The sequence below is a fragment of the Mesorhizobium sp. M0207 genome, assembly GCF_040321995.1.
Lineage (GTDB): Bacteria > Pseudomonadota > Alphaproteobacteria > Rhizobiales > Rhizobiaceae > Mesorhizobium.
This window is the reverse complement of sequence record NZ_JAMYSQ010000001.1, coordinates 698,898-725,349: the sequence shown is the minus strand read 5'-3', so window position 1 is coordinate 725,349 and position 26,452 is coordinate 698,898. Positions and strand designations below refer to the sequence as shown.

Below are 26,452 nucleotides of genomic sequence, written 5' to 3'. Positions count from 1 at the left end.
CCGAATATGTCTGCATCCAAGCCAAACCGGCTGCTCGCCTCATGGTTCCTGGTCAGTCGGCACGACGGCGGAAAAGTCCGCCCGATCGCGGCAACGAAAGCCGCTTGCCCACGTTGCCATGGATGCGACGCTCCACCAGGAGGAAAAAATGGCCGACGATAAGAGCAAGCGAGATTTCCGCGAGCGCGACCGCGTTTCTACGGAAGACGACCGTGAAGTCGAGTATTTTGCCCAACAGAACGGCGTCACGGCCGACCAGGTCCGCCAGCTGATCAAGAGCTTCGGCAATGATCGCGGGCGCCTGACCGTAGCTGCGAAGGCATTGCGAGGGATTTCACCTGCCGGAGCCGACGAGGTGACCAGGGAAGCCCGCCAGCAGGCGACACCCATGCATCTCGGTAAACCCGACGAGTGATGCCAGGCAGCTGCTCTGCCGCTGCCGCGGGCGTCAGAACTTGCGGCTCAAATAGTCCGAGCCGCGCAGGCCGAACCGCCACTCGGCATCGACAGCCTTGGAAATGCCGATCCGACGGCCTGTTAGAACGGCGCCGGCGTCGCCCGGCTGCCTGAATTCGAATGGCGGCACGTCCAGCGGCAGCCCGTCATGGGATTTGTCGATTGCCAGCGCCTGGCAAAGGCGACCCGGTCCCGAACAAAGCAGCCGGGGGTCGTCAACGCCGCGATTGGCCCGCATCACCTCCAGCCCGGATTGCGGTTCGATTGCGCGGATAAGCACGGCACTGCCGGGCAGGCACACGGCATTGAGGCACCAGTGCAGGCCATAGGAGCGATAGACGTACGCGCTGCCCGGGGCGCCGAACATTGCGCCGTTGCGCACGGTCCTGCCACCGAAAGCATGCGAAGCCGGGTCATCCGGGCGATAGGCCTCGGTCTCGACGATGATGCCGCCAACGCCGTGCAAAAGCAGCATGGCGCCGATCATGTCGCGCGCTACGATGGCGGCGTCTCGAGCAAAGAATTGATGGGTGGTGGTCATTGTGCGGCAGACTCGATCGCGCCTGGACCTGGCGCGTCAGCAAGTTCCCGGACCGGAAACAAAATGTCCAGCCATCCCGCCGCCGAACCTGGGGCAGCGGTATTCAGCGCAGCATGGCTGCGCCGATGAAAACCGCCGCGGCCAGCACGACGATGGCGGCAATCACCATGACTGGCCCATATCTGCTCGGTTGGACGTCGGGCTCATCCGTCAGCGGGCGCATCGCATTGGCATAGCTCGCCTGGTTGGTAAACTTCGGCGTTTCATGGCGCGCGGCAGGGCTCTTCGGCGGAGGTTGCCGGCGGATTCCGCGTCCGTTTCCATGGGAGCCGCAGCCGGATCGATGCCCGGGGTCTTGTCCCCTTCGCGCCCGGCGTCGATATCGCCCCGCGCCTGAGCCGGGCTTCGCCCAAGAGGTGCTGCGTCGGTCATCGTCGAGGTCCTTTCAGAGCATCGGCCTCAAGCATTCTAACCTGCGTCTCATTTCAAAGTTCCCCCGTTTCAAAGTCCCCCGTTTCAAAGTGCCCCCGTTTCTAAGTGCCAACGAGCGGAAACCGCCTAAGCCTGCTTACAGGAACAACCGGCGATCGAGCGGGTTGAGCAAGCATCGGGGAGAGCAAGATGGACTTGGTGAGCCACGCGCCTACATGCGGCAGTTCGATAACCGGCTCCAGCGAATTCGCATGATCTACTTCACCGCCGACACGCATTTCAGCGACCCGCGCATTTTGCGCATCGACCGCCGCCCGTTCGGCTCGCTGGCGGAACATGACCGGTCGCTCATTGCGTTCTGGAACGAGACTGTCGGGCCGGACGACGAGGTCTGGCATCTCGGCGATTTTGCCAGGGGATCGGCCGCGTTCGTGTCGTCGCTGCTGGCGTCTCTTCATGGCAGCAAGCATTTGATCATCGGCAACAACGATGCTGCGGCCACCATCGAGGCCACAGGTTGGGCGAGCACGCAACACTACAAGGAGCTGGCGCTCGACGGCAGTCTGCTGATCCTTTGTCACTACCCTTTTCGCACCTGGAACCAGATCGGCAGGAAATCGATCGACCTGCATGGCCATTCCCACGGCAGGCTGACCCCGGTCACGCGCCAGTATGACGTCGGCGTCGACAGCTGGGATTTTCGTCCGGTCACGCTGACCACCATCCTTGCCAGCCGCGGCCGAAGGGCGGCGCGGCAAAGCCGTCAAAAAGTCGAGTGATCGAAAGTGCCGGCCGTGCGTTGAGGAATTTCAACGCCAGGGAGCACGCCATGAACAGACGTGAACTGATCGATGCCGACGGCGGCAAGCGTGTCGCAAAGCCCATCCCGCGCGATGCCGCGTTCGACAGCACCTTGGCCCTGCTGCGCGAGGGCTATGACTTCATTTCGGCCCGCTGCCGGCGCATGAACACCGACATCTTTGCGACGCGCCTGATGCTGCGGCCGGCAATCTGTGTCCGTGGTGCCGAGGCTGCCGAGATGTTTTATGGCGGCGACCACTTCACCCGAATTGGTGCGATGCCGCAGACCACGCTGCGTCTGCTGCAGGACAAGGGCAGCGTCCAGGCGCTCGACGGCGCCGCTCACCGCCACCGCAAGGCGCTTTTCCTGTCGATCCTGTTGGATGGTGACCAGATCGAGCGGCTCCGCGCAACCTTCCGTCGCGCCTGGCTCGACCAGCTGGAAGACTGGCAGCGGCGTGACGAGATCGCCCTGTTCGACGCCGTAAACCTCGTCCTGACCCAGGCGGCAGCGGCTTGGGCCGGCATCCCCGCCGACAAGGATCGCGCCGAACTCTGCCGCGAGCTCAGCGGCATGGTCGAGAACGCCGGCGGCATTGGGCCGTCGACCGTGCTGGCGCTGTGGCGGCGACGCCGGACCGAACGCACTATCGGCGAGCTTGTACGGCGCGTTCGAAGCGGCGCGCTTGATTTGCCGGCAAACAGCCCGGTCCGCCTGGTCAGCGAACATGTCGATGCCGAGGGAATGCCGCTCGATCTTGCCAGTGCCGCGGTCGAAATCATCAACATTATCCGTCCAATCGTCGCCATCGGCCGCTTCATCATGTTTGCGGCGCTGGCGCTTCACCAGCACCGCCAATGGTATGACAAGTTCGCCGCCGGCGATGACGACGGGCTGGAAGCCTTCGCCGAGGAGATTCGCCGGCTCTACCCGTTCTTCCCGTTCATCGGCGGCCGCGCCCGCCACCCCTTCGAATGGAAGGGCTACCGTTTCGACCAAGGCGACTGGGTCCTGCTCGACCTGCACGGCACCAACCATGATCCGCGCCTGTTTGTGGAGCCGGACCGATTTATCCCGGAGCGCGGCTTGAGCTGGAAAACCCACGGCTTCGACTTCATCCCGCATGGCGGCGGAGATCCGGCGACTACCCATCGCTGCCCCGGAGAAGCCGTCACCGTCGCGCTGATCATGGAAGCGGTTCGCCTGCTGACGCGGTCGATGGCCTACCAGGTGCCTGATCAGGATATGACCGTCTCGCTTGCCCGCATGCCGGCGCGGCCGAAATCCGGGTTCAGGATAGATAATGTGCGGCAAACACCCCGCTGAAAGGCTGCCGGTCGAACCGGAACCTCTGCGGAGCTGAGGCGTTCGAAAATTGCAAGGCGTAAAGGCAAACGCAATGGCTCAGAAGATCACGACAGGCGCGAACGACCGGCCGCGCAATGAAACCATCGGCCAATCCGGCGAAGGCCTGCCGGACGATAGCAGCAGGCCGCTCGAGGTCGACGAAGGCTGGGTCGCCCGGCTGAGAAACAAGCTGCAGGGCAAGCCCCGGCAAGCCGGTCAGACCAACACGGACGAAGTCCCCGCAGGCACTCCAGGCGCTGGCGAGAATATTTGCCGCCGCTGTGCAGGGTCAGGCATGATCGACGGCCGCACCTGCCCCGAATGCGGCGGAACCGGCAAGGTGACGACGCCGATAGGCGGAGGCTGAGCAATTCCAGGAAAAGTGTGAAGCGGTTTTCCGTCCGGTATTTGCGTCAAACAATACGATAGACCGGTTCTGCGTTTCCGCGGAACGATGAACCGTCCAGCGGCGGTCAGATCGCCGGCACCCACTTCCAGAACACGCCTTCCTTGCGTTCGGGGTAGTGCTTGAACTCGCATTCGAAGCGCCAGCCGTAGTTCTTGGCGGCGGCAAGCGCCTCCTTGCTGACCGGGTTCATGCCGGTTCCCGGCGCAAACCAGTCCTCCAGCAAGTCGTCGGGGATATAGGCGCCGATCCTCAAAGGCAGCTTTTCGAGGACGACATCCATTTCAGGTGGTGCAGGCACGGGGGCGCTCCTTTGAAACCTACCCGCGAAGAAGCCGTTTAACGCCAAGCGGGTTCATTCTTCTGTTCATAGTCCTGGAACGCCTTCTGGAGACCGCCGATCACCTCGGCGGACGTCTCGAACATCGCCTTCAGCTGCGGCTCATCGACCTTCTCGATGTCCTCGTGAAGGTGCTGCTTCACCTCCTCCAACTTTTTCTGCATTTTCTGCGTGTGGTGGCGCGGATCGCGGTCGGCAGCGCTAGTCATGATCAATCTCCAATTTGTGGATCTCGGAGAACTCGCCCGGCTCTGAGGATCGACAGGCGGGTTTGCAGCGTAAACGGCTTGCCGATAGCTGTGGTTCCCGACTGCGGATGCGGTCTTCGCGCGCCCAACGCGCTGTTCCTGGGTTCAACCGCCCGGTAGCAAGTCCGAAGGGCGCTTGCCGCGAATTCAAGACGCAAGCAGTGGCAGACGAGCATTGATGAAACTGAGAACTGATGGCGTCTCTGGCCAAGGACGGCAATCCACGACCTATAGCCTACGCCTCGTCCGCGATCCATTCGAGCGAGGCGCCATGCGGGTCAGTCCAAGCTACAGGGGAGCCGTTCGCAGATAGGAGGAAGCGGCCAGGCGGCCAGCTTGTTCCGGCGCGTGTGGCGATGGACGGGAAGACGCGAGGGAACTCGTTCGATACCCAATAAGGCGCGAGACGCATCGCCTGCTCGGCGAAAGCTTCTCTGTCACCAAGGTCGGAGACATAGTCGAGGACGGCTGTGTGAAAGATGACGAGTGTAGCGTCATTTGGCGCTTCGTTGCAGAGTTGCACGAGGTCGCTCCCGCGCAGGTCGCCCTTCACCACCCGAGGCTTGACTGTGGCAGCTATCTTTAGGGCCGCCCGCAGATTGGCAAGCCGTGCTGTCTGTTCCGGCCAGACCAGTGTCTCAAGCCATGCGACTTGCGAGTCGTCCGAAGCATCTATCGGGCTCAGGTCCAATCCAGCCCGCCAGACGACTTGCGGCAAGGCCGTCGGCAATGGCGTTGTTTCGCTGGCGAGGCATCGGAAGACAGGCGGCTCCAAGGCCATCGCAGGTGCGCGGATCACCTTGCGTCCGTAGTCATAGCCGTAGAGGTCGGGCATGAGGCAGAGCCCTGCGGAGGTCCCGACCTCGATGAGGGCCAGCGGCTGCGGCAAACGCGCCAGGACGGGGAGCAGGGTGGCGCATCTTCCCGGCTCGTTGGTTTGCGTTGAGCGCTCGAGCATGAGCGAGCGGATAGCGTCGGGATTAGCCTGAAGCGCCTGGCGAAGCTCGGTCCACCCTGTCGGCGTGCCGAACAAGTGACGCACCGCTGCAAGTAGAAGGTTCGGTTGCCGCTTTAGGTCCGGAAGAGTCGACAGGAAACCGAGCGCCTCCCGATCCCCAGCGACTGCCCGAGCCAACTCCTCGTAGAGCGGCGAGCGACCGCGAGCTTCCGTATCGGCGAAGCGAATATATCGGGCTGAGATCTCGGCCAAGCCCTCCTCGTCCATATCCGCTGATCCTCGGTCCCGACGTCTCATCACAATACACGATCCACGGATCTGATTGGAGCCAGGCCACGGCGTTTTTACACAGGCTTCACCCCAGCGGACTTGCCGCGGTCGCCTACTTAACCGTTGCGTTATGAGGTCGTACGCAATCCAAAACCTGGGGAACTGTCCCTAATTGGTGTCTCACCCGATGGGTGCGGTCCACCATGTCTCCGGTATAAACCGCAACCCATGTCTCCGGGCCGTACAATTTGAGATTTGGCGCACCCGACAGGATTCGAACCTGTGACCTCTGCCTTCGGAGGGCAGCGCTCTATCCAGCTGAGCTACGGGTGCCTTCAGGATCGGTGATCCCAAAAACGAACCAGCCGGTAAACCGGCCAGCCACGGCTTCTTAGCGGAAGCAGGCGCCGGCTTCAACGGGCAATCGCCAGCGGGCTCAAGTTGCCGTAGCAGTCCGGAGGAGACAGACATCGTCCCGTCCGGCGCCACCGCCTGCTCATTCTGTCACGGTAAGCACTGCCTTGCCGCTGATGCTGCGCTGCCGCAGCGCGTCGAGGGCTTGGCCGACGTCCCGCCACGGCACGGTCAGGACCACACGCGTTTCGAGCCGGCCGGCTGCGATCAGCGCGAGCAGCGAGGCGATGTCAGCGCCAACCTCCGGACCGGAGGCGTAGTAGGCGAAGGTCTGCAGCCGCGCACCTTCGTGCCCCGGAACGAACTGGCGGAAGCCGATGGGCGTGAGTTCGCCGCGGCTCGAGCCGAACATGACGACGGTCCCGCCGGGCGCGATCCGTTCGATCGCGTGGGCGAGGCTATCGCCGCCCACCGATTCGGTAATCAGCGAGAACAGTCCTTCGGTCAGCTCGATCGTTTCGACGACCCGCTCGGCTCCGAGGCCGCGGAGATCGTCGGCATGCCGTTCAGCGGCGACCGCCACCACCGACGCGCCCTGCTGGCGGGCGATCTGGATCTGGAAACGGCCGACCGCGCCGCTTGCGCCGGTAATCAGGACCCGCTGGCCGGCCAGGTCGCCGCCGAGGCGCAGGGTCCGCAGCGCGGTCGTGCCCGCGACCGGAACAGTGGCGGCGGAGACGAAGCTGACGTCGTCCGGCAGGACGGCGAGGTGGTCGGTCGGAACGGCGACCCGTTCGGCCCACCCGGCCTCGTCGACCAGAGCCGCAACCCGGGCGCCGACGGCCGGCCCGGAGCCGTCGGCCGCGGCGCGCTCGACAATTCCGGCGACGTCCTGGCCAGGCACCCAGCCGTTCGGACGGATGTTGAGCAAGCGCAGTTCACCGCGGTTCAGCGAGACTGCCCGGACCGAGACCAGCGCCTCATGCGGGGCGGGCTCGGGCTCACCAAGCTCGGCGAGCCGCAACCCGGTGGCGCTGTCGGAAGATGTGACCAAGGCGAGCATTGGTATCGTTCCTTCTTGCTGCGTGGCGGACGCCAGCCTGTTTTCGTGCGCCGGGCTTGTTGGTCCGACGTTCAGAACGCAAGCAGGGCATGACTAAATGGAAGCCCGCCTGTCGGCTTCTGAGTTACTCATCCCTAAACTATCGACTTTCCTGTTTGAGTAATTTAGATATCTCGGTAGTCGATCGCTAAAATCAGTCAATATGAGGCAGCCTCTCCGCTACCCCTGGCCTTTCGATCCGGATGATGTCCTCGCCCCGGCAATCGCCGTGCGCGTTGACGTTACCGAAACCAGGGCGGAGGTGCCGGACCACCACCACCGCAAAGGGCAACTCGTCTTCGCGCTGGGCGGTGGCGTCACATGTCGCGTCCCCAGCGGCCTGTGGATGGTGCCGCCGCATTGCGCGGTGTGGATTCCCGGCGACATGGAGCACAGCAATATCGCGACCGCCAATGCCCGGATTTTCTTCGTCTATATCGAACCGGGAGCTACCGACTTGCCGGACCGGTGCTGCACGCTTTCGATCACGCCGTTGCTGCGCGAGCTCATCATAGAGCTGACGGATCGCGTTGAGGACGATGACGCGAGGGGCGAGCTCCTGACCAGGGCTCTGCTCACCGAACTGCCGCGCATGCCTGTCCAGCAGCTGCATTTGCCGATCTCGTCCGAGCCGCGCTTGAGGCGCATCGCGGCGGCGTTGGCGCAAGATCCTGCCGATCGCAGCACCCTGGCGGAATGGGCCAGTCGCGTCGCGCTCAGCGAGAGCAGTCTCGCACGTCTCGTGGTGAAAGAGACAGGGCTGACCTTCGGGCGCTGGCGCCAGCAACTGCACCTGATCGTCGCAATGCGCGAGCTGGCCTCCGGCGCCAGCGTGCAGCAGGTTTCGGCCGATCTCGGTTACGAATCGGTCACCGCCTTCATCACCATGTTCAAGAAAGCGCTTGGCAAGCCGCCGGCAAAGTATCTCAGCAGTGTCGCGCAAAACGGCGGCTCTGCGTTTGTCGCCTGAACCCGTACGCGGTCAACACTCGGACTTCAACTATCACTGCTCCTCGGCATACAGCAGCCGCGTCTTTGCCTCGGAGGTCGGCAACAGGCTGCGCTGGATCAGCGCCTCGACATGGTCGTTGCGCTGGCGGGCGCTGTCGGCGCCCATCACCACGATGATCAGCCTGTGCCCGTCCGCATTATAGGAGGTGACGATGTTGAAGCCCGAAGCCCTGATATAGCCGGTCTTGATGCCGTCGACGCCGCGCACCCGGCCGAGCATGTCGTTGTGGCCGCGCACCAGCCTGCCGCGGAACATGAAGTCGCTTTCAGAGAAGTAGTGGAAATGCTGCGGGAAGCGGGCGTGCAGCGCCATGCCGAGCACCGCCATGTCGCGCGCGCTGGTGTGCTGGTCGCCGTCCGGCAGGCCCGAGGCATTGCGGAAAACGGTGCTGCTCATGCCGATCTGGCGCGCCTTGGCAGTCATCATGCCGGCGAACGCCTCTTCGCTGCCGCCGAGATATTCGGCAATTGCGACCGCCACGTCATTGGCCGATTTGACGACGACGGCGCGGATCGCCGAATCGACGTCGATGGTCTCGCCGCGCCTGAACCGCAGCTTGGTCGGCGGCTGCCGGGCGGCGTTGTCCGACACCGGGATTTGCGTCTCCTTGCTGATGCGGCCCTGGTCCAGCGCCTCGAACAGGAGGTAGAGCGTCATCATCTTGGTCAACGACGCCGGATAACGCGGCGCCGTCGAATTGACCTCGAACAGCGTATTGCCGGTGCCGGCATCGATGACCATGGCGGCATATTTCTGCGGCGGCGCCGGTACCGCCAGCACGCTGTCGGGCGGCGTGACAGTCGTGCAGCCGGCAGCAAACAGCAGCAGCGCCAGCACAGCGACGCATTTGTGGATGGACGAAAAGAACCGGAAGGCGGACAAGTCAATTCCGAAGGCAGGCGGTTTCTGAGACGAGGCGAAGCTATCTTAACGCAAAGGCACAGTCCATTTGGTTAATATCGGTCTGGCCCTCGAACGGTGCCCTGTCCACAGGCCGACGTGGCGCCGCCTGATGTGAATTGCCGGCCACCGCGCTTGCGCAAACGGCGGCGAGTGGGCTTTGCTGGCGCCGGCAGAATCGGGCAGCCGGAATCGGGCTAGCAGAATCGGTAGGTGCAGATGGATACGGTCACGATCACGGCGAAGGGCATTTCGGTATCGGTCGATCTTGCCGTCGGCCATCTCGCCGACATGACGGTCGATATCGATGGCCGCCGGCTGAAGCCGCTGCATCGCGCACCCTGGGTCGGCGAGCCGCGTGAGATGCTGCCGAAAGACCTGCCTGAAGGGACGGTCCACCTGTCCGGCGATTTCCTCTGCGCGCCGTTCTCGATCAGCGACGTCGAAGCGGCACCTTTGCATGGCTGGCCGGCAAATAGCCGCTGGGACGTGGTCGACAGCGCGGCAACGGCCGACGGCTGGCGCGCCGTCTTCCGCTTGCAGCGCCCGGTCATGGGCGCAACCGTCGACAAGATCCTGACCTTGCGCGACGATCATCCCTTTCTCTATCAGGAACACGTCTTTTCCGGCGGCGCCGGCGCCATTCCCGTCGCCCACCACCCGATGACGGTGATGACGGCCGGCGGCAGGCTGGCCTTCTCGCCCAAGCGCCTTGCCGCAACGCCGAGTGAGGCGCCGGAGCCCGATCCGGCCCGCGGCCGCTCGTTGCTCGCCTACCCGGCGCGAACCGCCGACCTGACGCGCTTTCCCGTCGCCAACGGCGGCACGATTGACCTGACCGCCTATCGCATGGACCAGCTGCGTGAGGACTTCGTGACGCTGGTCGAGGCCGATCATGGCGGGCCGGGCTGGACGGCGCTGGCGCGCCAGGCGGAAGCCGATCTCGTGCTGGTGCTGAAGAACCCGGCCGAACTGCCGGTCACCATGCTGTGGGTCAGCAATGGCGGGCGCGATTATGCGCCATGGAGTGGCCGCCACCGCGGCGTGCTCGGCATCGAGGACGGCCGCACGGCCGTCGGCCACGCCGCATCGCTCGGCGACAATTGGCTGAAGCGCGAAGGCGTGGCGACCGCCTTTGCCCTTTCCGAAGGGCGCCGCTTTTCGTTCCGCCATGTCATCGGCGCGCTGCCTTGGCCATCCGGCGAGCCGCCGCACGACGTCACGACCTCGCCGGGCCGCATGCGTATCCTGGCGGCTGACGGTGCCGTGCGCGACATCGGCTTCGACGGCGATTTCCTGCGGATCGTTCAATCCAGGCCCGATTGAAGGCTTGGCACAATCCGGCGTTTGAAATTTCCGAAAACTGCCGCCAAAATGCGCCAGAACCACCGTAAGGGGGCCAATGTCAGAAATCGCCCATATCGCTGCTGCCATTTTCAAGCGCGCCGGCAAGGCGCCGCGCTTCATCGTTGCCATTGCCGGTCCGCCCGGCGCCGGCAAGTCGACATTGTCGGCAGGCTTGCACGACCTGCTGCCGGAAGGCACGGCGGAAGTCGTGCCGATGGATGGCTTCCATTACGATGACGTCGTGCTCGATCGACGCGGCCTTCGCGCGCGAAAAGGTGCTCCGGAAACCTTTGATTTTGCCGGCTTCGAAGCGCTGCTGAAGCGCATCCGCGCCGGCGAGCCGGATATCGCCATCCCGGTCTTCGACCGCAGCATGGAGCTGTCGCGCGCCGCCGCTGCGATTGTCGCCGCCGACACCAAATTCATCCTGGTCGAAGGCAATTATCTGCTGCTCGACGAGGAACCCTGGACGCGGCTGGCGCCGCTGTTCGACTTCTCGATCTTCGTCGATGTGCCGCGCGCCGAGCTCGAGCGCCGACTGCTGGCGCGATGGCACGAGCACGGCCGCTCCGACGAGGACGCGCGCGCCTGGATCGCCTCTAACGATATGCCGAACATCGACCGCGTGCTTGCCCGTCGGCGGCCCGCCGACCTGGTGGTCGGCGACCTGGCCTGACTTGCAAGGAACCGCCCGGCCGGAACCTTGCCAGTTTCAGGCCGTTATCCCGGACACGGCAATTGTGCCCATGAGGGAACCGTTCGATGGAAACCATGGCAAGAAAGCCTGCGCCCGCCAAGGGCAGGGCAACACGATCAAAAGCCACTCGAGTGAAAACCAGCGCCGGCCCGGCAGCAGCGGCCCGCTCCAAGGATGCGGCAAAGCCCAGCTTTGGCAAGGCGGCGCCGAAAAAGGTGATGCCTGCCGCGGCCAAAGCCGCTGCACCCAAGCCCAAAAGATCGGCAAGCAGCAGAGGATCGATCGCAGGCAGCGCAATGCGCACTGTTAAAGCAACGGCCAATGTCGCCGCCGGTGCCGTGCTTGCCACCGCCAAAGGTGCGGCGTCGCTTGCTGCTTCCGTAGTCGGCAAGGGCGGCTCAAAGCCCCGGACCAAGGCAAAATAGCCGAGCGGAATCGACGTAAGATCAGCTTCTGGCCGGAATGGTGAGGCCCCTCTGCACCGCCGGTCGGGCGAGGCCACGCTCCAGCCATGCGCCCACGCTGGGGAAATCGTCGAAACCGACGAGTTCCCGCGCCTCGTAGAAGCCGATCAGATTGCGCACCCACCCAAGCATCGAAATATCGGCGATCGTGTAATCGTCGCCCATGATCCAGCTACGGCCCTTGAGCCTCGTTTCGAGGACGCCGATCAGCCGTCGCGACTCGTCGCGATAACGTTCCAGCGGGCGCTTGTCGGCGATTTCGCGCCCAGCGAATTTGTGGAAGAATCCGACTTGGCCGAACATCGGCCCGATCGAAGCCATCTGGAAGAACACCCACTGGATCGTCTCATAACGCAGCGTCGCGTCTGCCGGGACCAGCTGGCCGGTCTTGTCGCTGAGGTAAAGCAGGATGGCACCGGATTCGAACAAGCCGATCGGCTTGCCGCCCGGGCCGTCCGGATCGATCATCGCCGGTATCTTGCCGTTCGGGTTCAAAGACAGGAATTCCGGGGTCCAGCTCTCGTTCTTGCCGATATCGACGGCATGCGGCTCGTAAGGCAGGCCAAGTTCCTCCAGCGCGATCGATATTTTCACCCCGTTCGGCGTCGGAAACGAATAAAGTTGGATGCGGTCGGGGTGGCTCGCCGGCCAGCGCCTAGCAATCGGAAACGCGGACAGATCGGTCATCGAAACTCCTGGTAGGGACCGCGCCGAGCGGCACGGTCATGGCGGGTCGCAGAGAGTTAGGCGCGACGCCTGGCGCGATCAATATGCGCATGGAAAGTTTCGCCGGCCCCCGTGAAGGACCCGCAAGGGGTGCGGTCACACGGCCTTGACCGCCAGCACCGCATTGGTGCCGCCGAAGGCGAAGCTGTTGCTGATCGCGGTGCGCACGGTGCGTTCGCGCGCCACGTTCGGCGTGATGTCGAGATCGCAGTCGGCGTCGGCTTCCCGATAATTGGCGGTCGGCGGCACGATGCCTTCGCGGATCGCCATCACGCAGGCGATCATTTCCAGCGCGCCGGAGGCGCCGAGGCAGTGGGCGTGCATCGATTTGGTCGAGGACACCGAAAGCTTGTAGGCATGGCCGCCGAACACGCGTTTGATCGCCGCCGTCTCGATCTGATCGTTGGCCTTGGTGCCGGTGCCATGCGCGTTGAGATAGTCGACGTCCTCGGGATTGAGCCCGGCATCGACGAGGCAGAAGCGCATCGCCGCCTCAGGCCCTTCGATGGTTGGCGCGACGATATCGGAGGCGTCGGCGGAAAGGCCGACGCCGGCGATTTCGGCAAGGATGGCGGCGCCGCGCGCCATGGCATGCTCATATGTTTCCAGCACCACCATGCCGGCGCCTTCGCCGAGTACGAGCCCCTGGCGGTCGCCCGAAAACGGCCGGCAGGTGTCCGGCGACAATACCCGCAGGGCCTCCCAGCCCTTGAGGATGCCCCAGACCAGCGGCGCATCGGTGCCGCCGGCGACCATGACGTCGGCCCGGCCGAGCCTGATCTGATCGACCGCCGAGGCAATGGCGTGGTTGGATGACGAGCAGGCAGAGGTGATGCCGAACACCGGCCCGCGCAGACCAAGATTCATGCTGACATGGCCGGCTGCAGCGCCCGGCATTACTTTCGGGACGGTGAAGATGCCGGCGCGGTTCTTGCCTTCGAGCAGGATGGCGCGATAGTTCTCTTCGATTGCCTCCCAGCCGCAGACGCCGACGCCGACGATGGTGCCCATCCGGTAGGTGTTGGCCGCGTGCGGGTTCAATCCCGCCTGCTGTGCCGCCTCCCGCGCGGCGATCGTCGCCAGAAGGCTGAAGCGGTCCATCGACACGACCTGCTTGCGGTCGATGCCGTGCTCGGGAAGCGCCTTGATTTCGCAGCCGACCTTGACCTTCAGATCATGCAGCAGCGGATTGTCGATCGCGCCGATTGCCGAACGGCCGGCGCGCATTTCATTCCAGATTGCCGGTGCATTGGTGCCGAGCCCGCATAATCCGCCGATGCCCGTGATGACGACGCGCTTGTGCATTCAGTCAGGCTTTTTTCGCGATCAGCGCGCGAACCGCCTCGACCATGTCGCCGACATTCTTCAGATTGCTCCAGGCATCGACAGTGTTCATCTCGATTTCGATGCCATACTCTTCCTCGAGATCGAAGATGATCTCCGTCAGTTCCAGCGAATGGATGCCAAGGGCGGTCAGTTCGGTACTGGTGGTGATTTCCTCGCCGCCCGGCTCGGCATGAGCCTTGATCTTGGCGATGATATCGTTTGCCAGCTGGTCAGCCATTCGGTTTCTTCCCCAACTCTGTCGTTTCCCGACGCTAACTGATCAGCGCCCCTTTTGTCCGCGATTACGTCGTCATCGTCGCCTTTTACCCCCGCCAGGCGCCGGTGACCGTACCAAGGTGGCTCCCTCTATAGAAACCGAAACGCTGTCAAGCAACAAGCTATATATCGACAAAGCCGCCGCAGTGCTTAACGTTGGCGTCGTGGATACGATCGCATATAGCTTGACTTCAGTGCCGCCGGCCCAGCGTGTTGCCGGCGTCGCGCGGCTTGGCTGCGACTGGAACGGAGGCCGCACGCGTCTTCGGCGTCTGTACCAGGACGGTTCGGCCAAGATCCGCATGCCGGCGGTCTCGGCCGATCCGCTCGAAGCCGTCCTGATCAACACCGCCGGTGGGCTGACCGGTGGCGACCGTCTCGCCTGGGAGGTCGATGTCGGTGCCGGCGCCTCCGCAACCATGACAACGCAGGCCTGCGAGAAAATCTATCGCGCCGCATCCGATCGCGCCGAAGTGCGGGTGCAGCTGACTGTCGGGGAAGAAGGCCACATTGCCTGGCTGCCACAGGAAACCATCGTCTTCGACCGCTCGGCCTTTGCCCGCAGCCTTGACGTGGAGCTTGCCACCGGAGCCGAGGCGCTGATCCTGGAGGCCACCGTCTTCGGCCGCCTGGCCATGGGTGAACGGGCCACGCAAGGCCATTTCCACGACCGCTGGCGCGTCCGCCAGGACGGGGCGCTGGTCCATGCAGAGGAGTTCCGCATCGGGCCGGACATTGCGGCCGCCTTGAACCGTCCCGCAGCGGCCGGCGGTGCCGTCGCCGTGGCGACGCTGCTGATGGTGTCGCCACGGGCAGAGGCTTTGCTCGAGCCGGCCCGGGGCATAGTCGGCGGCCAGGGCGGCGTCAGTTTCTGGAGCGTGCGGAAATCTGGCAAGCTTCTTGCGAGGCTGTTCGCCGAGGACGGCTACCAGCTCCGCAAGCGGCTGGTGCCGCTTGTCGAATTGCTCAACGGACGGGCGGGCCTGCCCAAATTATGGTCACTCTGATTTCGATTGTGCCACCGCAGGAAAAAGCATGAATCTGACGCCGAGGGAGAAAGACAAGCTGCTGATCGCCATGGCGGCGATCGTGGCCCGCAAGCGGCTCGAACGCGGCGTCAAGCTCAATCATCCGGAAGCGATCGCGCTGATCACCGATTTCGTCGTCGAGGGTGCCCGCGACGGCCGCGCGGTCGCCGAGCTGATGGAGGCCGGCGCCCATGTCGTCACCCGGGCCCAGGTGATGGAAGGCATTGCAGAAATGATCCACGATGTGCAGGTCGAGGCGACGTTTCCAGACGGCACCAAGCTGGTGACCGTGCACGAGCCGATCAGATAACACCGCCAAGGAGAGGAAAATGCTTGAGCTGCGTCCCAACTGCGAGTGCTGCGACAAGGATCTGCCGCCCGATGCGACGGATGCGGTGATCTGCACCTTCGAATGCACCTTTTGCGCCGACTGCGCACAAAACGTGCTCGGCGGCGCCTGTCCGAATTGCGGCGGCAACTTCTCGGCCCGCCCGATCCGTCCGGCAGCGCTGCTGAAGAAATATCCGGCCTCCACCAGGCGCGTCCTCAAGGCAGAGGGCTGCGCTCCGGCCCGCAAGGCGGCGTGAGAGGTACTCGAAGATGGAAGCTACGCCGATGATCCCCGCTACGATGAAACGCTCAACGCTGTCGGCGGTCCTGCTGCTGGCGGCAGCAATGCCAGCCTATGCCCATGTCGGCGTCGGCACGGTTTGGTCCTTCACCGCCGGCTTCTCCCACCCGCTCTCCGGCCTCGATCACATGACGGCGATGATTGCCGTCGGGCTATGGGCCGCGCTCAAGGGCGACAAAGCGATGTGGGCATGGCCGCTGGCCTTCGTAAGCGTCATGCTGGCCGGCGGCGTGTTCGGCATGCTGCATGTGCCGATGCCTTTCGTCGAGCCGGCGATACTGGCGTCCGTCGTGGCACTCGGGCTGCTGGTTGCGCTCGCCGTCGATCTTCCTGTCTCGGCCGGCGTCGCCGTCATCGGCCTGTTCGCGCTGTTCCACGGCTATGCCCATGGCACCGAGGTGCCTGAGAATGTCGGCGGACTCGGCTATATGGCGGGCTTTGCCGTTGCCACCGCACTGCTCCACGCCGTCGGCATCGCGGCCGGTCTCGGCCTCGGCTGGCGCTTCCGCGGGCTTGCCCGCGCCGCTGGCGCCGCTTGTGCCGCGCTTGGCGCCGGCCTCGCTTTTGACGTCATGTGAGGCCGCAATGATCCCCGGCGAAATCATCACGGCAAGCGGCGAGATCGAACTGAACAAGGGTCTGGCGACGGTCACCTTGAAGGTAGCCAACAGCGGCGACCGGCCGATCCAGGTAGGCAGCCATTATCATTTCTTCGAGACCAATGAGGGACTGAGATTCGATCGCGACAAGGCCCGCGGCATGCGCCTCGACATCGCTGCCGGCACCGCCATGCGTTTCGAGCCCGGCCAAGAGCGCGACGTTACCCTGGTGCCGTTCGGCGGCAAGCGCGAGGTCTACGGATTTCAGCAGAAGATCATGGGCGCCCTGTGAGATCGAAGGCGTCGAGCAGTTTCGGCTCAGCCGGGCGGCTTGGCCGCCGCATAGATGACGATCTTTCCCGGATCGTCGAATTCCACCGCCAGAACGTCCTCGGTTTGCACTCGCCGCGAATCGATGGCGTTGAACAGCAATGCGTTCGCCTCGATCTCCTTGCGCAGCTCGGCGATGTCGTCCCGATGTTGCCTGACCTTGTTTTCGATCGCCGGCGGCGGGCCGCCTTCGGTGCGCGCGGCATCGGTAAGAAACACGATATCGACCTTGTCGAGCTTGGATGTCTTGCGCACGGCGGCGATGTTTTCACGCGTGCGGTCGATCGCCGAATTGACCTTGCCGGCTTCCGCATTTGTCTGGGTCTCTTCCTGGCCGACCTCCGAGCCGACGATCCGGTTGACGGTCTCGGCGCTGTCGAGGCTCTGCGCGTTCAGCGCGGCGTGCGGAATGCTGGCTGCCAGAAACGCGGTCGCGGCAATCCCATGCAGCCATCTGGTGTCGGAGAACGTGGTGATCGCCATCGCTCGTTCTCAGGGTCCTTTTCGAGGCTCGTGTCAGGGCGACAGGACCGAAACGTAACGTCCCCCGTGAAGGTTCCCTTTGCGATGCGGCGGGCTGGCCGGCCGCCGGCCCGCCGCCTCGTCTCGTCAGCTCGCTTTCTTGGTGATCAGCGTCAGCGCGCCATTGGTGCTCATGCTGGCGGCGATCACCTGCGCGGAGGTGAGCCCCTTGGCTTCGAGCGCGGATTTGACCTGCGGTGTCGCGTCGATCGAGCCGCGCAGTTTCTGCAGGTCGGCATCGCTGCGCTTGGCGATCACCTCGTTGACCTTGGCTTGAGTGTCCGCGGGCAGATCCTTGATATCGACGACGTTGATCGCCTGGATGGTGGGCGCCTGCGGCTGCGCGCCGGGCGCGGCAGGAGCAGGCGCAGCCGGCGCCGGACTGGGCTGCTGCGCAGGCTGTTGCTGGGCGCTGGCGGCGGTTGCGAGCACCAGCGTGGCGGCGGCTGCCAGAAGGGTCGTTTTGCGCATGGATGTTCCTTTCCATCGATTGGCAAATTGTCGTTTTGGGGTGGCCCGGCCACCTCAAACGCTAAATGGGATCGGAAAGTGTCGCTCAGCGGGTCATTGCGTGACCATAGGATGGCGGCAATGTGGGGCCCGGCTTCGACAAGCGGTATTTTCGGGCTGTATTTCGGGAGCAATTGCTGATGGCTAAAATCACCCGCGCCGCCTATGCGCAGATGTACGGCCCGACCGTCGGCGACAAGGTCCGGCTCGCCGACACCGAGCTGTTCATCGAGGTCGAAAGGGATCTCACTCTTCACGGCGAGGAGGTGAAGTTCGGCGGCGGCAAGGTCATCCGCGACGGCATGGGCCAGAGCCAGGTGTCGCGCGCGCAAGGCGCGGTCGACACCGTCATCACCAATGCGTTGATCGTCGATGCCACCGCCGGTATCGTCAAGGCAGATATCGGCCTCAGGGACGGCCGTATCGCCGCGATCGGCAAGGCCGGCAATCCGGATACCCAAGGCGGCGTCACCATCATCATCGGTCCCGGCACCGAGATCATCGCCGGCGAGGGCAAGATCCTGACCGCCGGCGGCTTCGACGCGCATATCCACTTCATCTGCCCGCAGCAGATCGAGGAAGCGCTGATGTCGGGCATCACCACCATGCTCGGCGGCGGCACCGGCCCGGCGCACGGCACGCTGGCCACCACCTGCACGCCTGGGCCGTGGCATCTGGCGCGCATGATCCAGTCTTTCGACGCCTTCCCTATGAATATCGGCCTGTCGGGCAAGGGCAACGCGTCCCTGCCTGCCGCGCTCGAGGAGATGGTGCTCGCCGGCGCCTGCTCGCTGAAGCTGCACGAGGACTGGGGCACGACGCCGGCTGCAATCGACTGCTGCCTGTCGGTCGCCGACGATTACGACGTGCAGGTGATGATCCACACCGACACGCTGAACGAGTCCGGCTTCGTCGAAAACACGGTCGCGGCGATCAAGGGCCGCACCATCCATGCCTTCCACACCGAAGGCGCCGGCGGCGGCCACGCGCCTGATATCATCAAGGTCTGCGGCCTGCCTAACGTCATTCCGTCCTCGACCAACCCGACACGCCCCTACACGATCAACACGCTGGCCGAACACCTCGACATGCTGATGGTCTGTCACCATCTGTCGCCGTCGATCCCCGAAGATATCGCCTTTGCCGAGAGCCGCATCCGCAAGGAAACCATCGCCGCCGAAGACATTCTGCACGACATCGGCGCCTTCTCGATCATCTCGTCGGACAGCCAGGCCATGGGCCGTGTCGGCGAAGTGGCGATCCGCTGCTGGCAGACCGCCGACAAGATGAAGCGGCAGCGCGGTTCGCTGCCGCAGGAGACCGGCGACAACGACAATTTCCGCGTCCGCCGCTACATCGCCAAATACACCATCAATCCGGCCATCGCGCATGGCCTGTCGAAGGACATCGGCTCGGTGGCGGTGGGAAAACGCGCCGACCTCGTGCTGTGGAATCCGGCCTTTTTCGGCGTCAAGCCGGACATGGTGCTGATCGGCGGCATGATCGCCGCCGCCCCGATGGGCGATCCCAACGCCTCGATCCCGACGCCGCAGCCGATGCATTACCGGCCGATGTTCGGGGCCTACGGCAAGGCGATGACCAATTCGTCGGTGACGTTCGTCTCCAAGGCCGCGCTCGACACCGGCCTGCGCGGCAGGCTCGGCATCGACAAGCAGATGGTCGCCGTCGAGAACACCCGCGGCGGCATCGGCAAGCATTCGATGGTGCTCAACGACGCCACGCCGCATGTCGAGGTCGACCCGGAAACCTATGAGGTCCGCGCCGACGGCGAACTCTTGACCTGCGAGCCAGCCACCGTGCTACCGATGGCGCAAAGGTACTTTTTGTTTTGAGGTGATGCGTGTTCTGGCGCACAAGCTCCCCGCTGGACGCCGACGACGAGGAGTGGCAGCTCGATTGCTGGGGTTGGCTGCTCAGGCATTTCGGCGGGGCAGCCGCGCTGCGCAAACGTTCGCTGATCTTGCCAACACGAGCATTTTTCACCCCCTCTGAAGAACAGGGGCACGCCGCTGCATCGCACTATTTCGGGCAGGTGGCGGCATATTTTGGCATCGATGCGGCCCGCTTCAATCTCGTGCCACAGGAAGATTCAATCGATCCGGTTTTGGGACCGCTTCAGGTCCTTCAGGACGCGCCGCGGGAGCCTGCCGGGACCTTCTCCGTGTCCCGGGGCGGTGCCATGACAATCGCCTACAATCCGGCGATCGTTCCCAAGCCCATGAAGCTCATTGCGACGTTCGCGCATGAGATTTGTCATCCATTGCTGTTCTCGGTGCCTGAAGAACCGCCGGGCGGCACCGAGATGGAGGAGTTCGCAACCGATCTCGCGGTCACCTTCTTCGGCTTTGGTATCTTCAATTCCAACACTGCGGCGAGTTTCACTCAGTACCGCGACACCGCCACCGGCACGCAAGGCTGGTCCTTCGAGCGACAAGGCTATCTGTCGCCAGCGGAACGCGCCTTTGCGCTGGCGCTGTTCATCCAGGCGCGCGGTCAGGGAATACAGGACGCGCGCGAGTATCTCGATTCCGGGCCGTTGGCCTATTTTCGCAAGGCAACGAAGTATCTGGCGCAGACGCCATCCATTTCATCCGATCTGCTTGCGGCGCACCAATAGCCAAGGTCTCAACGGACTCAAGATTCGAACGGCAGGTCAGCGCAGCAGAAACCGGTTTTCACTTTTCAGATCACAATCTAGAACGCCAAATGTAGAACATGCCGCGCCAGGCCTATGGACCAGCAACTCCCCTACGCCCACGACATTTTCCCGCATATCCGCATCGTCCTGGGCATGGTGATCGGCCTTGGCGTCACACGGCTGCTGTCGGGGCTCGCCCGCATCGTCCAGCATCCCGGCCAATACCGGCTCTATCCCGTGCACCTCGCCTGGGTTGCGTCGGTGCTTTTAATGCTGGTGCATTTCTGGTGGTGGGAGTTCGGCCTGTTCCAGATCGAGAATTGGACTTTCGGCAAATACCTGTTCATCATCTTCTACGCCGTCACGCTGTTCCTGCTCTGCGCGCTGCTGTTTCCGGATTCGATGCTGGACTACACCAGCTATGAGGATTTCTTTTATTCGCGCCGGGCCTGGTTCTTCGGCCTGCTGGCGGCGACCTATCTGCTCGACGTGATCGATACGCTGCTGAAAGGGCCGGAGCATTTCGCCCATTTTGGCGTCGAATATCTGATCCGCACGCCGGTTTTCGTCGCGCTTTGCGTCATTGCGATCCTGCTGCGCGACCGCCGCTTTCACATCGCCTTTGTCGCCGGCGCGCTCGTCTATCAGATATCGTTCATCCTGCGGCTCTTCGACACGATCGTCTGAGCCCCATTGGGGCGGCGGACGCGATAGGCTAGGCTTTTTGGGAGAGGCAGTTTTTACATGAAGCTCGATATTCGCACCGACTTCACCAAATTCCCGCGCGCCGTCTCCGTCCTGGCCGCAGGCGAAGCCGGAACCACCACGCCATACGACAGTGCGGTGCTTGCCCATGACGAGCGGCATCTGCGCCGTCGCGCCATCGAAACGGTGCGTAACGACAAGGTGCTGGTCGACCTGCCCGAACCGGTGACCTTGAACCATGGTGACCGGCTGGTGCTGGAGGATGGCCGCCACATCGAGATCATCGCGGCCGAGGAGCCGCTGTACGATATCCGTGCCGGCGGCCCTGTCCATCTGGCCGAACTTGCCTGGCATATCGGCAACCGTCATCTCGCGGCAAGCATCGAGGCTGACCGAATCCTCATTCTGCGCGACCATGTCATCAAGGCGATGCTGGAAGGGCTGGGCGCCACGGTGAGCGACGTCTCCGAGCCATTCAAGCCGGTGCGCGGCGCTTATTCCGGCCACGGCCATTCTCACGCCGAGGCGCATGCGCACAGCCATGCCGAAGCGCACTCCCATACCCATAGCGAATCGCATTCCCATAGCCATTCGCACGACCATGACCATGACTGACCAGCCTTCCAACGTTGCCCAGCCTTCCAATATTGCTTTGTTGCGGCTGATGGCGTGGCTGTCGCCTTCCTTCCCGGTCGGCGGCTTTTCCTACAGCCATGGTCTCGAGCAAGCCGTGCATGCCGGGCTGGTTGCCGACAGCAAAGAGCTCGCCGCGTGGCTGGAAACGCTGGTCGAGATGGGTTCGGGCTGGAATGATGCGGTGCTGTTTGCCGAAAGCTGGCGCAGGGCGCGCGAAACCGGCGATCTCGATGAAATCGTCGCCCTTGCAGAAGCTCTGGCAGGCTCGCGCGAGCGCCATGCCGAGACCATGCTGCAGGGCGCTGCTTTCCTGAAGGCGGCCATCGCCTGGCCGTGCCAGGTGCTGGATCGCCTGCCGGCCGAATGTGCCTATTGCGTTGCCGTCGGCGCCGTTGCCGGCGATCACGGCATTGCGCTGCGGGACGCCCTGGCGGCCTTTCTGCAGGCCTTCTTCTCCAATCTCGTCCAGGCTGCGATCCGGCTTGGCATCGCTGGCCAGAGTGCCGCGATGACGCTACTGGCCGCCTTCGAACCGCTTGCCCTGGCCACGGCCGACCGCGCTGCCGGCTCGACCCTCGATGATCTCGGCGGCTGCGCTTTCATCTCCGACGTCACGGCGATGAAGCACGAGGCCCAGTATTCGCGGCTGTTCCGCTCATGATCGTCCTTGCTTTCGCCCTCTCGCTCGTCCTGCTGTTGATCACGGCACTGCATGTCTATTGGGGCATTGGCGGCATCTGGCCGGGCAGGGACGCTGCCTCCTGCGCTCGTGCGGTCATCGGCTTTCGCGGCGTCGACGAAATGCCGGCACCCTTCGCCAGCTTCGCCGTTGCCGCCTGCCTTGGCCTTGCGACACTGTGGCCGATGGCGCTCGAAGGCGTGTTCGCCACGCCCTTTCCCAAGGCCGGGCTGGCCGCCACGGCGCTGCTCATCGCGCTGGTCTTCCTGGCGCGCGGCATTGCCGGCTTCACGCCCTGGTGGCGACGGCTGGCGCCCGAACAGCCTTTCGCGCGGCTCGATGTCCGCTACTATTCGCCGCTCTGCCTTTTGATTGGGGCAGGCTTCGCCGTTCTTGCGATCACGGAGTTCCCTAGATGACACAGGCCAACGGTCCTCTTCGCGTCGGCATCGGCGGTCCGGTCGGCTCGGGCAAGACGACGCTCACCGAAAAGCTTTGCAAGGCGCTGCGTGACGAGTTCTCGATCGCCGTCGTCACCAACGACATCTACACCAAGGAAGACGCCATGATGCTGGCCCGGCTGCAGGCGCTCCCTGAGGATCGCATCATCGGCGTCGAGACCGGCGGCTGCCCGCACACCGCCATTCGCGAGGACGCCTCGATCAATCTGCAGGCGATCGCCGAGATGACCAAAAAATTTCCGGATCTCGATGTCGTCTTCATCGAATCGGGCGGCGACAACCTCGCCGCCACTTTCTCGCCGGACCTTGCCGACCTGACGCTCTATGTCATCTCGGTTTGCCAAGGCGAGGAGATTCCGCGCAAGGGCGGACCGGCGATCACCCGGTCCGATTTCCTGGTCATCAACAAGAGCGACCTTGCGCCCTATGTGAACGTCAATCTCGACATCATGGAACGCGACGCTGCCCGCATGCGCGGCAAACGGCCGTTCGGCTTCACCGACCTGTCGCGCGGCAAGGGGCTGCAGGAGGTGATCGATTTCATCGTCGAGCATGGCGGGCTGAGAGCTGGCACTGCCACCAGCACGGCGGCATAGCAATCGCGTTCGCCTGCACCAAACGAAACCGGTTGCGCGCGTTCCAGTCGCGCGGCATCCTCGCCTCTTCACGGAGGTTACGATGAGCATCGCCCGCCTGCAGAAGGAAGTGCTGACCAACCTGCCGTTCTATGAGGAGCGCGTCGATCTCGCTTGCGCCTTCCGCTGGACGGCGCGGCTCAACATGCACGAGGCGGTGGCCAATCATTTTTCGCTGGCGGTCAACGACGATGGCTCGCAATTCCTGATGAACCCCAACCAGGTGCATTTCTCGCGCATCAAGGCGAGCGATCTGCTTTTGATCGACGCCAATGATCCCGACACGCTTATCGGCCCGAATGCGCCCGACCCGACGGCGTGGGGCCTGCATGGTGCCATCCATCGCAACGTGCGTCATGCGCGCTGCGTCATGCATGTCCACTCGATCCACGCCACCGTGCTTGCCTCGCTCGCCGACTCGACGCTGCCGCCGGTCGACCAGAACTCGGCGATCTTCTTCAACCGCCATGTCGTCGACGCTCATTATGGCGGGCTGGCCTTCGAGGAAGAGGGCGAGCGCTGCTCCCAGTTGCTTGTCGACCCGAAGGTCAAGGTGATGGTGATGGGCAACCATGGCGTGCTGGTCATCGGCGACAGCGTCGCCGACACCTTCAACCGCATGTTCTATTTCGAGCGCGCCGCCGAAACCTATATCAAGGCGCTGTGGACCGGCCGGTCGCTGCGGGTACTGTCGGATGAGATCGCGGAGAAAGCGGCAAGGGAACAGGAAGACTATCCCGGCCAGGCCGAGCGCCACCTTTCCGAACTGAAGGCGATCCTCGACGAGCAGGAGCCTGCCTACCGGAGTTGAGGGCGGTCCCGCCGGGGCTGGCTTAAAGCCCGAGTTCGGCCCGCAATTCGCCGGCGCTGTTGATGACAATCGCCCCCGGCGGCCCCTCCATGGGCACCTCTGGCCAGAAGATCGTCTTCATCCCAGCTGCCAGCCCCGCCGTGGCGCCGGTCACGCTGTCGTCGACCGCCACGGCCTCGGCGGGATCGACGTCGGCCAACCAGGCGGCGCGCAGGAAAGGTTCGGCATGCGGCTTGCCTTCACGCACGTCGTTGCGGCTGACCGTCTTCATGCCGGGATATACGAGGCCTACGGCGCGCAGATTGGCATCGACGATCAGTCTGTCCGAGTTGGACACCACCGCTTGCGGCACGCCAAGCGCGCGCAGCTCATTGAAAATCTCGATCGCGCCGGTGCGTGGCGTCAGCGTTTCGGCCATCGGCAGGTAGTGATCGTATTTGCGCACAATCCAGTCGTCGAAAGGCAGGTCGAGGCCGAATTCGTCGCGCAGCATTTCGTAGACCGGCCATGCGGCGATGCCGAGCACGCGCTCATGCAGGTCGGCCGGCGGCGCGATGCCGACGCTGTGCAGCGCCGCAATCAGCGCCGCCTCGTGCAGCGGCTCGCTGTCGACCAGCGTGCCGTCCATATCCCAGAAAACCGCTTTCGGCGTCATGCAAGGCTCCATTCTCAAAAAATTCCTTAAAGCGTTTAGCGCACGAGATAAACCGCCGCGTCCCCGCTAATGCATGTCGCGCAAAGTGTGCAGCGGTTTTGCGATGACGACATGCATAAAAAGCAACCTAAAACGTGTCGCATGAGGCCGATCGAACGCAACGCGCTTTAGAACCGGGATTGGTGCAACCTCGACAGCCTTGCTGTTGCAACGAGACTGGGTCGACTTGTCACTTCGCTCCAAACACCAAGTTTCACCACTAGGCAATTGCTCTTACAATAGGCAATTGCGCGCAAGTTCATTCCCTGCGAAACTACTGCGCTCCGCCTCTTATGCTCGGCGGGGTTGGGAGGCAGGAACTTGAATTCGCGGCAGGACAGCGGCGGCAACAGGCTGGACGACGCGGCGCGTGCCGGCTGGCTCTATTATGTCGCAGGCAACACCCAGGACCAGATCGCCGCCACGCTTGGCATCTCGCGGCAGACGGCGCAGCGCCTGGTGTCGCTCGCAGTCTCTGAAGGGCTGATCAAGGTGCGCGTCGACCATCCGATCGCCAATTGCCTCGACCTTGCGGCACGGCTGAGATCGCGCTTTGCGCTTGATCTGGTCGAGGTGGTGCCGAGCGACCCTTCTTCTTCCTCCACCGTCATCGGCGTCGCCGAGGCGGCGGCGGCCGAGATCGAACGGCGGCTGCGGTCGCCAGTGCCGATCGTCATGGCGATCGGCACCGGCCGCACGCTGAAGGCCGCGATCGAGCAACTGCCGCCGATGGAATGCCCGCAGCACAAGGTGGTATCGCTGACCGGCAACATCTCGCCGGACGGCTCGGCGGCCTTCTACAACGTCATCTTCACCATGGCCGACAGGGTCAAGGCGCGTTCGTTTCCGATGCCTTTGCCGGTTATCGCTTCCTCGCCCGAGGAGCGCGAGATGCTGCTCAGCCAGCCGATGATCCAGCCGACGCTGGCGCTTGCGGCCGAGGCCGACGTCACCTTTGTCGGCATCGGCGATCTCGGCCCGAAGGCGCCGCTTTACGAGGACGGCTTTATTTCGGAGGGTGAATTAAAGGCGCTGCAGAAGGCCGGCGGCGTTGCCGAGATCGTCGGCTGGGTATTCGATCGTGACGGCCGCATGATCGAGGGCATCACCAATGATCGGGTGTCGTCGGCACCGCTGCCGTCGCGCGAAAAGTCGCTGGTGATCGCGCTTGCCATGGGCGACCGCAAGCTGCCGGGCATCTTCGCCGCCGTCAACCGGCGGCTGGTCAACGGCCTCGTCACCGATGAGCGGACCGCCGCCGCCTTGCTGGCGGGCGCATGATCTCCGAGCCGCTGGCGGTCGGAAACGATCATGTGAAATCGAAACGCATCTGAATCCCCGATAAAACGAGCGTCACTACTGGTGCCGGCCGCAAGGATCGTTGCCGTCGAGAAAGCCCATGTCGCGCTGCAGATGCGGCGGCAGCTCCCGGACGTCGAGATGGGCCCGTTTCCGCGCCGCGTGCCTTGCCAATCCCCGCGCCAATTGTGAAAACCAGCCATGGGCTGGAGCAAGAAGCAGCTTTTCCTGTATTGTGGTCATGATCGT

At 63.7% G+C, this 26,452-nt stretch carries 36 protein-coding genes and 1 tRNA gene; 23 read left to right on the top strand and 14 right to left on the bottom strand.

Annotation, left to right across the window (positions count from 1 at the left end):
- The first annotated feature begins 148 nt into the window (after nt 1–148).
- The gene (locus tag NKJ15_RS03440) at nt 149–415 is read left to right on the top strand and encodes a DUF3606 domain-containing protein (protein ID WP_352771117.1); all 267 of its coding nucleotides are present in this window, start codon (nt 149–151) and stop codon (nt 413–415) included.
- Between the two features lie 33 nt (nt 416–448).
- On the opposite strand, the gene NKJ15_RS03435 is transcribed toward NKJ15_RS03440, so the two are convergent.
- The gene (locus NKJ15_RS03435; RefSeq protein WP_352814047.1) at nt 449–997 is read right to left on the bottom strand and encodes a DNA-3-methyladenine glycosylase; all 549 of its coding nucleotides are present in this window, start codon (nt 995–997) and stop codon (nt 449–451) included.
- A 683-nt stretch (nt 998–1,680) separates the two neighbouring features.
- Between NKJ15_RS03435 and NKJ15_RS03430 the strand changes: the two genes are divergently transcribed.
- The 3 genes from NKJ15_RS03430 (at nt 1,681) to NKJ15_RS03420 (ending at nt 3,945) form a co-directional block, all read left to right on the top strand.
- The gene (locus tag NKJ15_RS03430; protein WP_352473019.1) at nt 1,681–2,208 is read left to right on the top strand and encodes a metallophosphoesterase; all 528 of its coding nucleotides are present in this window, start codon (nt 1,681–1,683) and stop codon (nt 2,206–2,208) included.
- Nucleotides 2,209–2,258: 50 nt separating this feature from the next.
- Nucleotides 2,259–3,557 carry a cytochrome P450 gene (locus tag NKJ15_RS03425; RefSeq protein ID WP_352814046.1) on the top strand — a complete coding sequence of 433 codons (1,299 nt, stop codon included), beginning with the start codon at nt 2,259–2,261 and terminating at the stop codon, nt 3,555–3,557.
- Between the two features lie 73 nt (nt 3,558–3,630).
- Nucleotides 3,631–3,945: a hypothetical protein gene (locus tag NKJ15_RS03420; RefSeq protein ID WP_352540042.1), complete on the top strand. Its 315-nt coding sequence runs from the start codon at nt 3,631–3,633 to the stop codon at nt 3,943–3,945.
- 106 nt (nt 3,946–4,051) lie between these two features.
- Here NKJ15_RS03420 and NKJ15_RS03415 read toward each other — a convergent pair whose 3' ends face one another.
- The 5 genes from NKJ15_RS03415 to NKJ15_RS03395 form a co-directional block, all read right to left on the bottom strand.
- Entirely contained in the window at nt 4,052–4,285 is a 234-nt protein-coding gene (locus NKJ15_RS03415; protein WP_352539901.1) for a hypothetical protein, read from the bottom strand.
- A 38-nt stretch (nt 4,286–4,323) separates the two neighbouring features.
- On the bottom strand, nt 4,324–4,533 hold the full coding sequence (locus tag NKJ15_RS03410) for a hypothetical protein (protein WP_352814045.1): 210 nt from the start codon (nt 4,531–4,533) through the stop codon (nt 4,324–4,326).
- A 274-nt stretch (nt 4,534–4,807) separates the two neighbouring features.
- The gene (locus tag NKJ15_RS03405; RefSeq protein ID WP_352474762.1) at nt 4,808–5,797 is read right to left on the bottom strand and encodes a DUF2332 domain-containing protein; all 990 of its coding nucleotides are present in this window, start codon (nt 5,795–5,797) and stop codon (nt 4,808–4,810) included.
- Between the two features lie 259 nt (nt 5,798–6,056).
- Nucleotides 6,057–6,133: transfer RNA gene (locus tag NKJ15_RS03400), tRNA-Arg, on the bottom strand.
- Nucleotides 6,134–6,296: 163 nt separating this feature from the next.
- The gene (locus NKJ15_RS03395) at nt 6,297–7,217 is read right to left on the bottom strand and encodes a zinc-binding dehydrogenase (protein ID WP_352814044.1); all 921 of its coding nucleotides are present in this window, start codon (nt 7,215–7,217) and stop codon (nt 6,297–6,299) included.
- Nucleotides 7,218–7,419: 202 nt separating this feature from the next.
- Here NKJ15_RS03395 and NKJ15_RS03390 point away from each other — a divergent pair, with 202 nt between their 5' ends.
- Nucleotides 7,420–8,226 (top strand): AraC family transcriptional regulator, encoded by an 807-nt coding sequence (locus NKJ15_RS03390; RefSeq protein ID WP_352619408.1) that lies wholly within the window; start codon nt 7,420–7,422, stop codon nt 8,224–8,226.
- Nucleotides 8,227–8,259: 33 nt separating this feature from the next.
- Here the strand turns inward: NKJ15_RS03390 and NKJ15_RS03385 are convergent, their stop codons facing one another.
- The gene (locus NKJ15_RS03385; RefSeq protein ID WP_352814043.1) at nt 8,260–9,150 is read right to left on the bottom strand and encodes a D-alanyl-D-alanine carboxypeptidase family protein; all 891 of its coding nucleotides are present in this window, start codon (nt 9,148–9,150) and stop codon (nt 8,260–8,262) included.
- A 237-nt stretch (nt 9,151–9,387) separates the two neighbouring features.
- On the opposite strand from NKJ15_RS03385, the gene NKJ15_RS03380 reads away from it, so the two are divergent.
- The 4 genes from NKJ15_RS03380 to NKJ15_RS03365 all read left to right on the top strand — a co-directional run bounded on the left by NKJ15_RS03380 (nt 9,388) and on the right by NKJ15_RS03365 (nt 11,637).
- Nucleotides 9,388–10,494 (top strand): hypothetical protein, encoded by a 1,107-nt coding sequence (locus tag NKJ15_RS03380; RefSeq protein WP_352814042.1) that lies wholly within the window; start codon nt 9,388–9,390, stop codon nt 10,492–10,494.
- A gap of 76 nt (nt 10,495–10,570) precedes the next feature.
- Nucleotides 10,571–11,191 (top strand): nucleoside triphosphate hydrolase, encoded by a 621-nt coding sequence (locus NKJ15_RS03375; protein WP_352539906.1) that lies wholly within the window; start codon nt 10,571–10,573, stop codon nt 11,189–11,191.
- A gap of 70 nt (nt 11,192–11,261) precedes the next feature.
- Nucleotides 11,262–11,522: a hypothetical protein gene (locus NKJ15_RS03370; protein ID WP_352539907.1), complete on the top strand. Its 261-nt coding sequence runs from the start codon at nt 11,262–11,264 to the stop codon at nt 11,520–11,522.
- Nucleotides 11,509–11,637, top strand: coding sequence for a hypothetical protein (locus NKJ15_RS03365; RefSeq protein WP_302893450.1), 129 nt, complete (start codon nt 11,509–11,511; stop codon nt 11,635–11,637). Before NKJ15_RS03370 ends, NKJ15_RS03365 begins: the two co-directional genes overlap by 14 nt.
- 21 nt (nt 11,638–11,658) lie before the next feature.
- Here NKJ15_RS03365 and NKJ15_RS03360 read toward each other — a convergent pair whose 3' ends face one another.
- The 3 genes from NKJ15_RS03360 to NKJ15_RS03350 form a co-directional block, all read right to left on the bottom strand.
- Nucleotides 11,659–12,363: a glutathione S-transferase family protein gene (locus NKJ15_RS03360; protein ID WP_352474751.1), complete on the bottom strand. Its 705-nt coding sequence runs from the start codon at nt 12,361–12,363 to the stop codon at nt 11,659–11,661.
- 135 nt (nt 12,364–12,498) lie between these two features.
- Entirely contained in the window at nt 12,499–13,707 is a 1,209-nt protein-coding gene (locus tag NKJ15_RS03355) for a beta-ketoacyl-[acyl-carrier-protein] synthase family protein (protein ID WP_352682345.1), read from the bottom strand.
- Between the two features lie 4 nt (nt 13,708–13,711).
- Nucleotides 13,712–13,966: an acyl carrier protein gene (locus tag NKJ15_RS03350; RefSeq protein ID WP_023677013.1), complete on the bottom strand. Its 255-nt coding sequence runs from the start codon at nt 13,964–13,966 to the stop codon at nt 13,712–13,714.
- Nucleotides 13,967–14,189: 223 nt separating this feature from the next.
- Here NKJ15_RS03350 and NKJ15_RS03345 point away from each other — a divergent pair, with 223 nt between their 5' ends.
- Genes NKJ15_RS03345 through NKJ15_RS03325 form a run of 5 tightly spaced genes read left to right on the top strand, consistent with a single transcriptional unit; the run spans nt 14,190 to nt 16,554 of the window.
- Nucleotides 14,190–15,011, top strand: a complete 822-nt coding sequence (locus tag NKJ15_RS03345; RefSeq protein ID WP_502901196.1) for an urease accessory protein UreD — start codon at nt 14,190–14,192, stop codon at nt 15,009–15,011.
- Between the two features lie 28 nt (nt 15,012–15,039).
- Nucleotides 15,040–15,342, top strand: coding sequence for an urease subunit gamma (locus NKJ15_RS03340; RefSeq protein ID WP_023677011.1), 303 nt, complete (start codon nt 15,040–15,042; stop codon nt 15,340–15,342).
- A gap of 19 nt (nt 15,343–15,361) precedes the next feature.
- Entirely contained in the window at nt 15,362–15,619 is a 258-nt protein-coding gene (locus NKJ15_RS03335) for a DUF1272 domain-containing protein (protein ID WP_352539910.1), read from the top strand.
- Between the two features lie 28 nt (nt 15,620–15,647).
- Nucleotides 15,648–16,241, top strand: a complete 594-nt coding sequence (locus NKJ15_RS03330; RefSeq protein ID WP_352814133.1) for a HupE/UreJ family protein — start codon at nt 15,648–15,650, stop codon at nt 16,239–16,241.
- Between the two features lie 7 nt (nt 16,242–16,248).
- The gene (locus NKJ15_RS03325; protein ID WP_023677008.1) at nt 16,249–16,554 is read left to right on the top strand and encodes an urease subunit beta; all 306 of its coding nucleotides are present in this window, start codon (nt 16,249–16,251) and stop codon (nt 16,552–16,554) included.
- A gap of 26 nt (nt 16,555–16,580) precedes the next feature.
- Here the strand turns inward: NKJ15_RS03325 and NKJ15_RS03320 are convergent, their stop codons facing one another.
- Entirely contained in the window at nt 16,581–17,075 is a 495-nt protein-coding gene (locus NKJ15_RS03320; RefSeq protein WP_352814041.1) for a hypothetical protein, read from the bottom strand.
- A 126-nt stretch (nt 17,076–17,201) separates the two neighbouring features.
- On the bottom strand, nt 17,202–17,585 hold the full coding sequence (locus tag NKJ15_RS03315; RefSeq protein ID WP_023677006.1) for a hypothetical protein: 384 nt from the start codon (nt 17,583–17,585) through the stop codon (nt 17,202–17,204).
- Between the two features lie 179 nt (nt 17,586–17,764).
- Here NKJ15_RS03315 and ureC point away from each other — a divergent pair, with 179 nt between their 5' ends.
- The 8 genes from ureC to NKJ15_RS03275 all read left to right on the top strand — a co-directional run bounded on the left by ureC (nt 17,765) and on the right by NKJ15_RS03275 (nt 24,210).
- The gene (gene ureC / locus NKJ15_RS03310) at nt 17,765–19,477 is read left to right on the top strand and encodes an urease subunit alpha (protein ID WP_502906854.1); all 1,713 of its coding nucleotides are present in this window, start codon (nt 17,765–17,767) and stop codon (nt 19,475–19,477) included.
- Between the two features lie 8 nt (nt 19,478–19,485).
- Entirely contained in the window at nt 19,486–20,262 is a 777-nt protein-coding gene (locus NKJ15_RS03305; RefSeq protein WP_352814039.1) for a hypothetical protein, read from the top strand.
- 114 nt (nt 20,263–20,376) lie between these two features.
- Entirely contained in the window at nt 20,377–20,970 is a 594-nt protein-coding gene (locus tag NKJ15_RS03300) for a hypothetical protein (RefSeq protein WP_352474742.1), read from the top strand.
- Between the two features lie 57 nt (nt 20,971–21,027).
- Nucleotides 21,028–21,603 (top strand): urease accessory protein UreE, encoded by a 576-nt coding sequence (locus NKJ15_RS03295; protein WP_352474741.1) that lies wholly within the window; start codon nt 21,028–21,030, stop codon nt 21,601–21,603.
- On the top strand, nt 21,596–22,285 hold the full coding sequence (locus NKJ15_RS03290; protein WP_352814037.1) for an urease accessory protein UreF: 690 nt from the start codon (nt 21,596–21,598) through the stop codon (nt 22,283–22,285). Before NKJ15_RS03295 ends, NKJ15_RS03290 begins: the two co-directional genes overlap by 8 nt.
- The gene (locus tag NKJ15_RS03285) at nt 22,282–22,722 is read left to right on the top strand and encodes a DUF3995 domain-containing protein (RefSeq protein WP_352455921.1); all 441 of its coding nucleotides are present in this window, start codon (nt 22,282–22,284) and stop codon (nt 22,720–22,722) included. The genes NKJ15_RS03290 and NKJ15_RS03285 overlap by 4 nt, the downstream gene beginning before the upstream one ends.
- Nucleotides 22,719–23,360 carry an urease accessory protein UreG gene (gene ureG, locus NKJ15_RS03280; RefSeq protein ID WP_352814035.1) on the top strand — a complete coding sequence of 214 codons (642 nt, stop codon included), beginning with the start codon at nt 22,719–22,721 and terminating at the stop codon, nt 23,358–23,360. Before NKJ15_RS03285 ends, ureG begins: the two co-directional genes overlap by 4 nt.
- Nucleotides 23,361–23,442: 82 nt before the next feature.
- The gene (locus NKJ15_RS03275) at nt 23,443–24,210 is read left to right on the top strand and encodes a class II aldolase and adducin N-terminal domain-containing protein (protein ID WP_352814033.1); all 768 of its coding nucleotides are present in this window, start codon (nt 23,443–23,445) and stop codon (nt 24,208–24,210) included.
- A gap of 22 nt (nt 24,211–24,232) precedes the next feature.
- Here the strand turns inward: NKJ15_RS03275 and NKJ15_RS03270 are convergent, their stop codons facing one another.
- Nucleotides 24,233–24,865 (bottom strand): HAD family hydrolase, encoded by a 633-nt coding sequence (locus tag NKJ15_RS03270; protein ID WP_352771149.1) that lies wholly within the window; start codon nt 24,863–24,865, stop codon nt 24,233–24,235.
- A gap of 360 nt (nt 24,866–25,225) precedes the next feature.
- Here NKJ15_RS03270 and NKJ15_RS03265 point away from each other — a divergent pair, with 360 nt between their 5' ends.
- Complete coding sequence (locus NKJ15_RS03265) at nt 25,226–26,185, top strand: sugar-binding transcriptional regulator (protein WP_352814031.1); 960 nt, start codon at nt 25,226–25,228, stop codon at nt 26,183–26,185.
- A gap of 75 nt (nt 26,186–26,260) precedes the next feature.
- Here the strand turns inward: NKJ15_RS03265 and NKJ15_RS03260 are convergent, their stop codons facing one another.
- On the bottom strand, nt 26,261–26,446 hold the full coding sequence (locus tag NKJ15_RS03260; protein ID WP_352814029.1) for a hypothetical protein: 186 nt from the start codon (nt 26,444–26,446) through the stop codon (nt 26,261–26,263).
- Nucleotides 26,447–26,452: the final 6 nt, after the last annotated feature.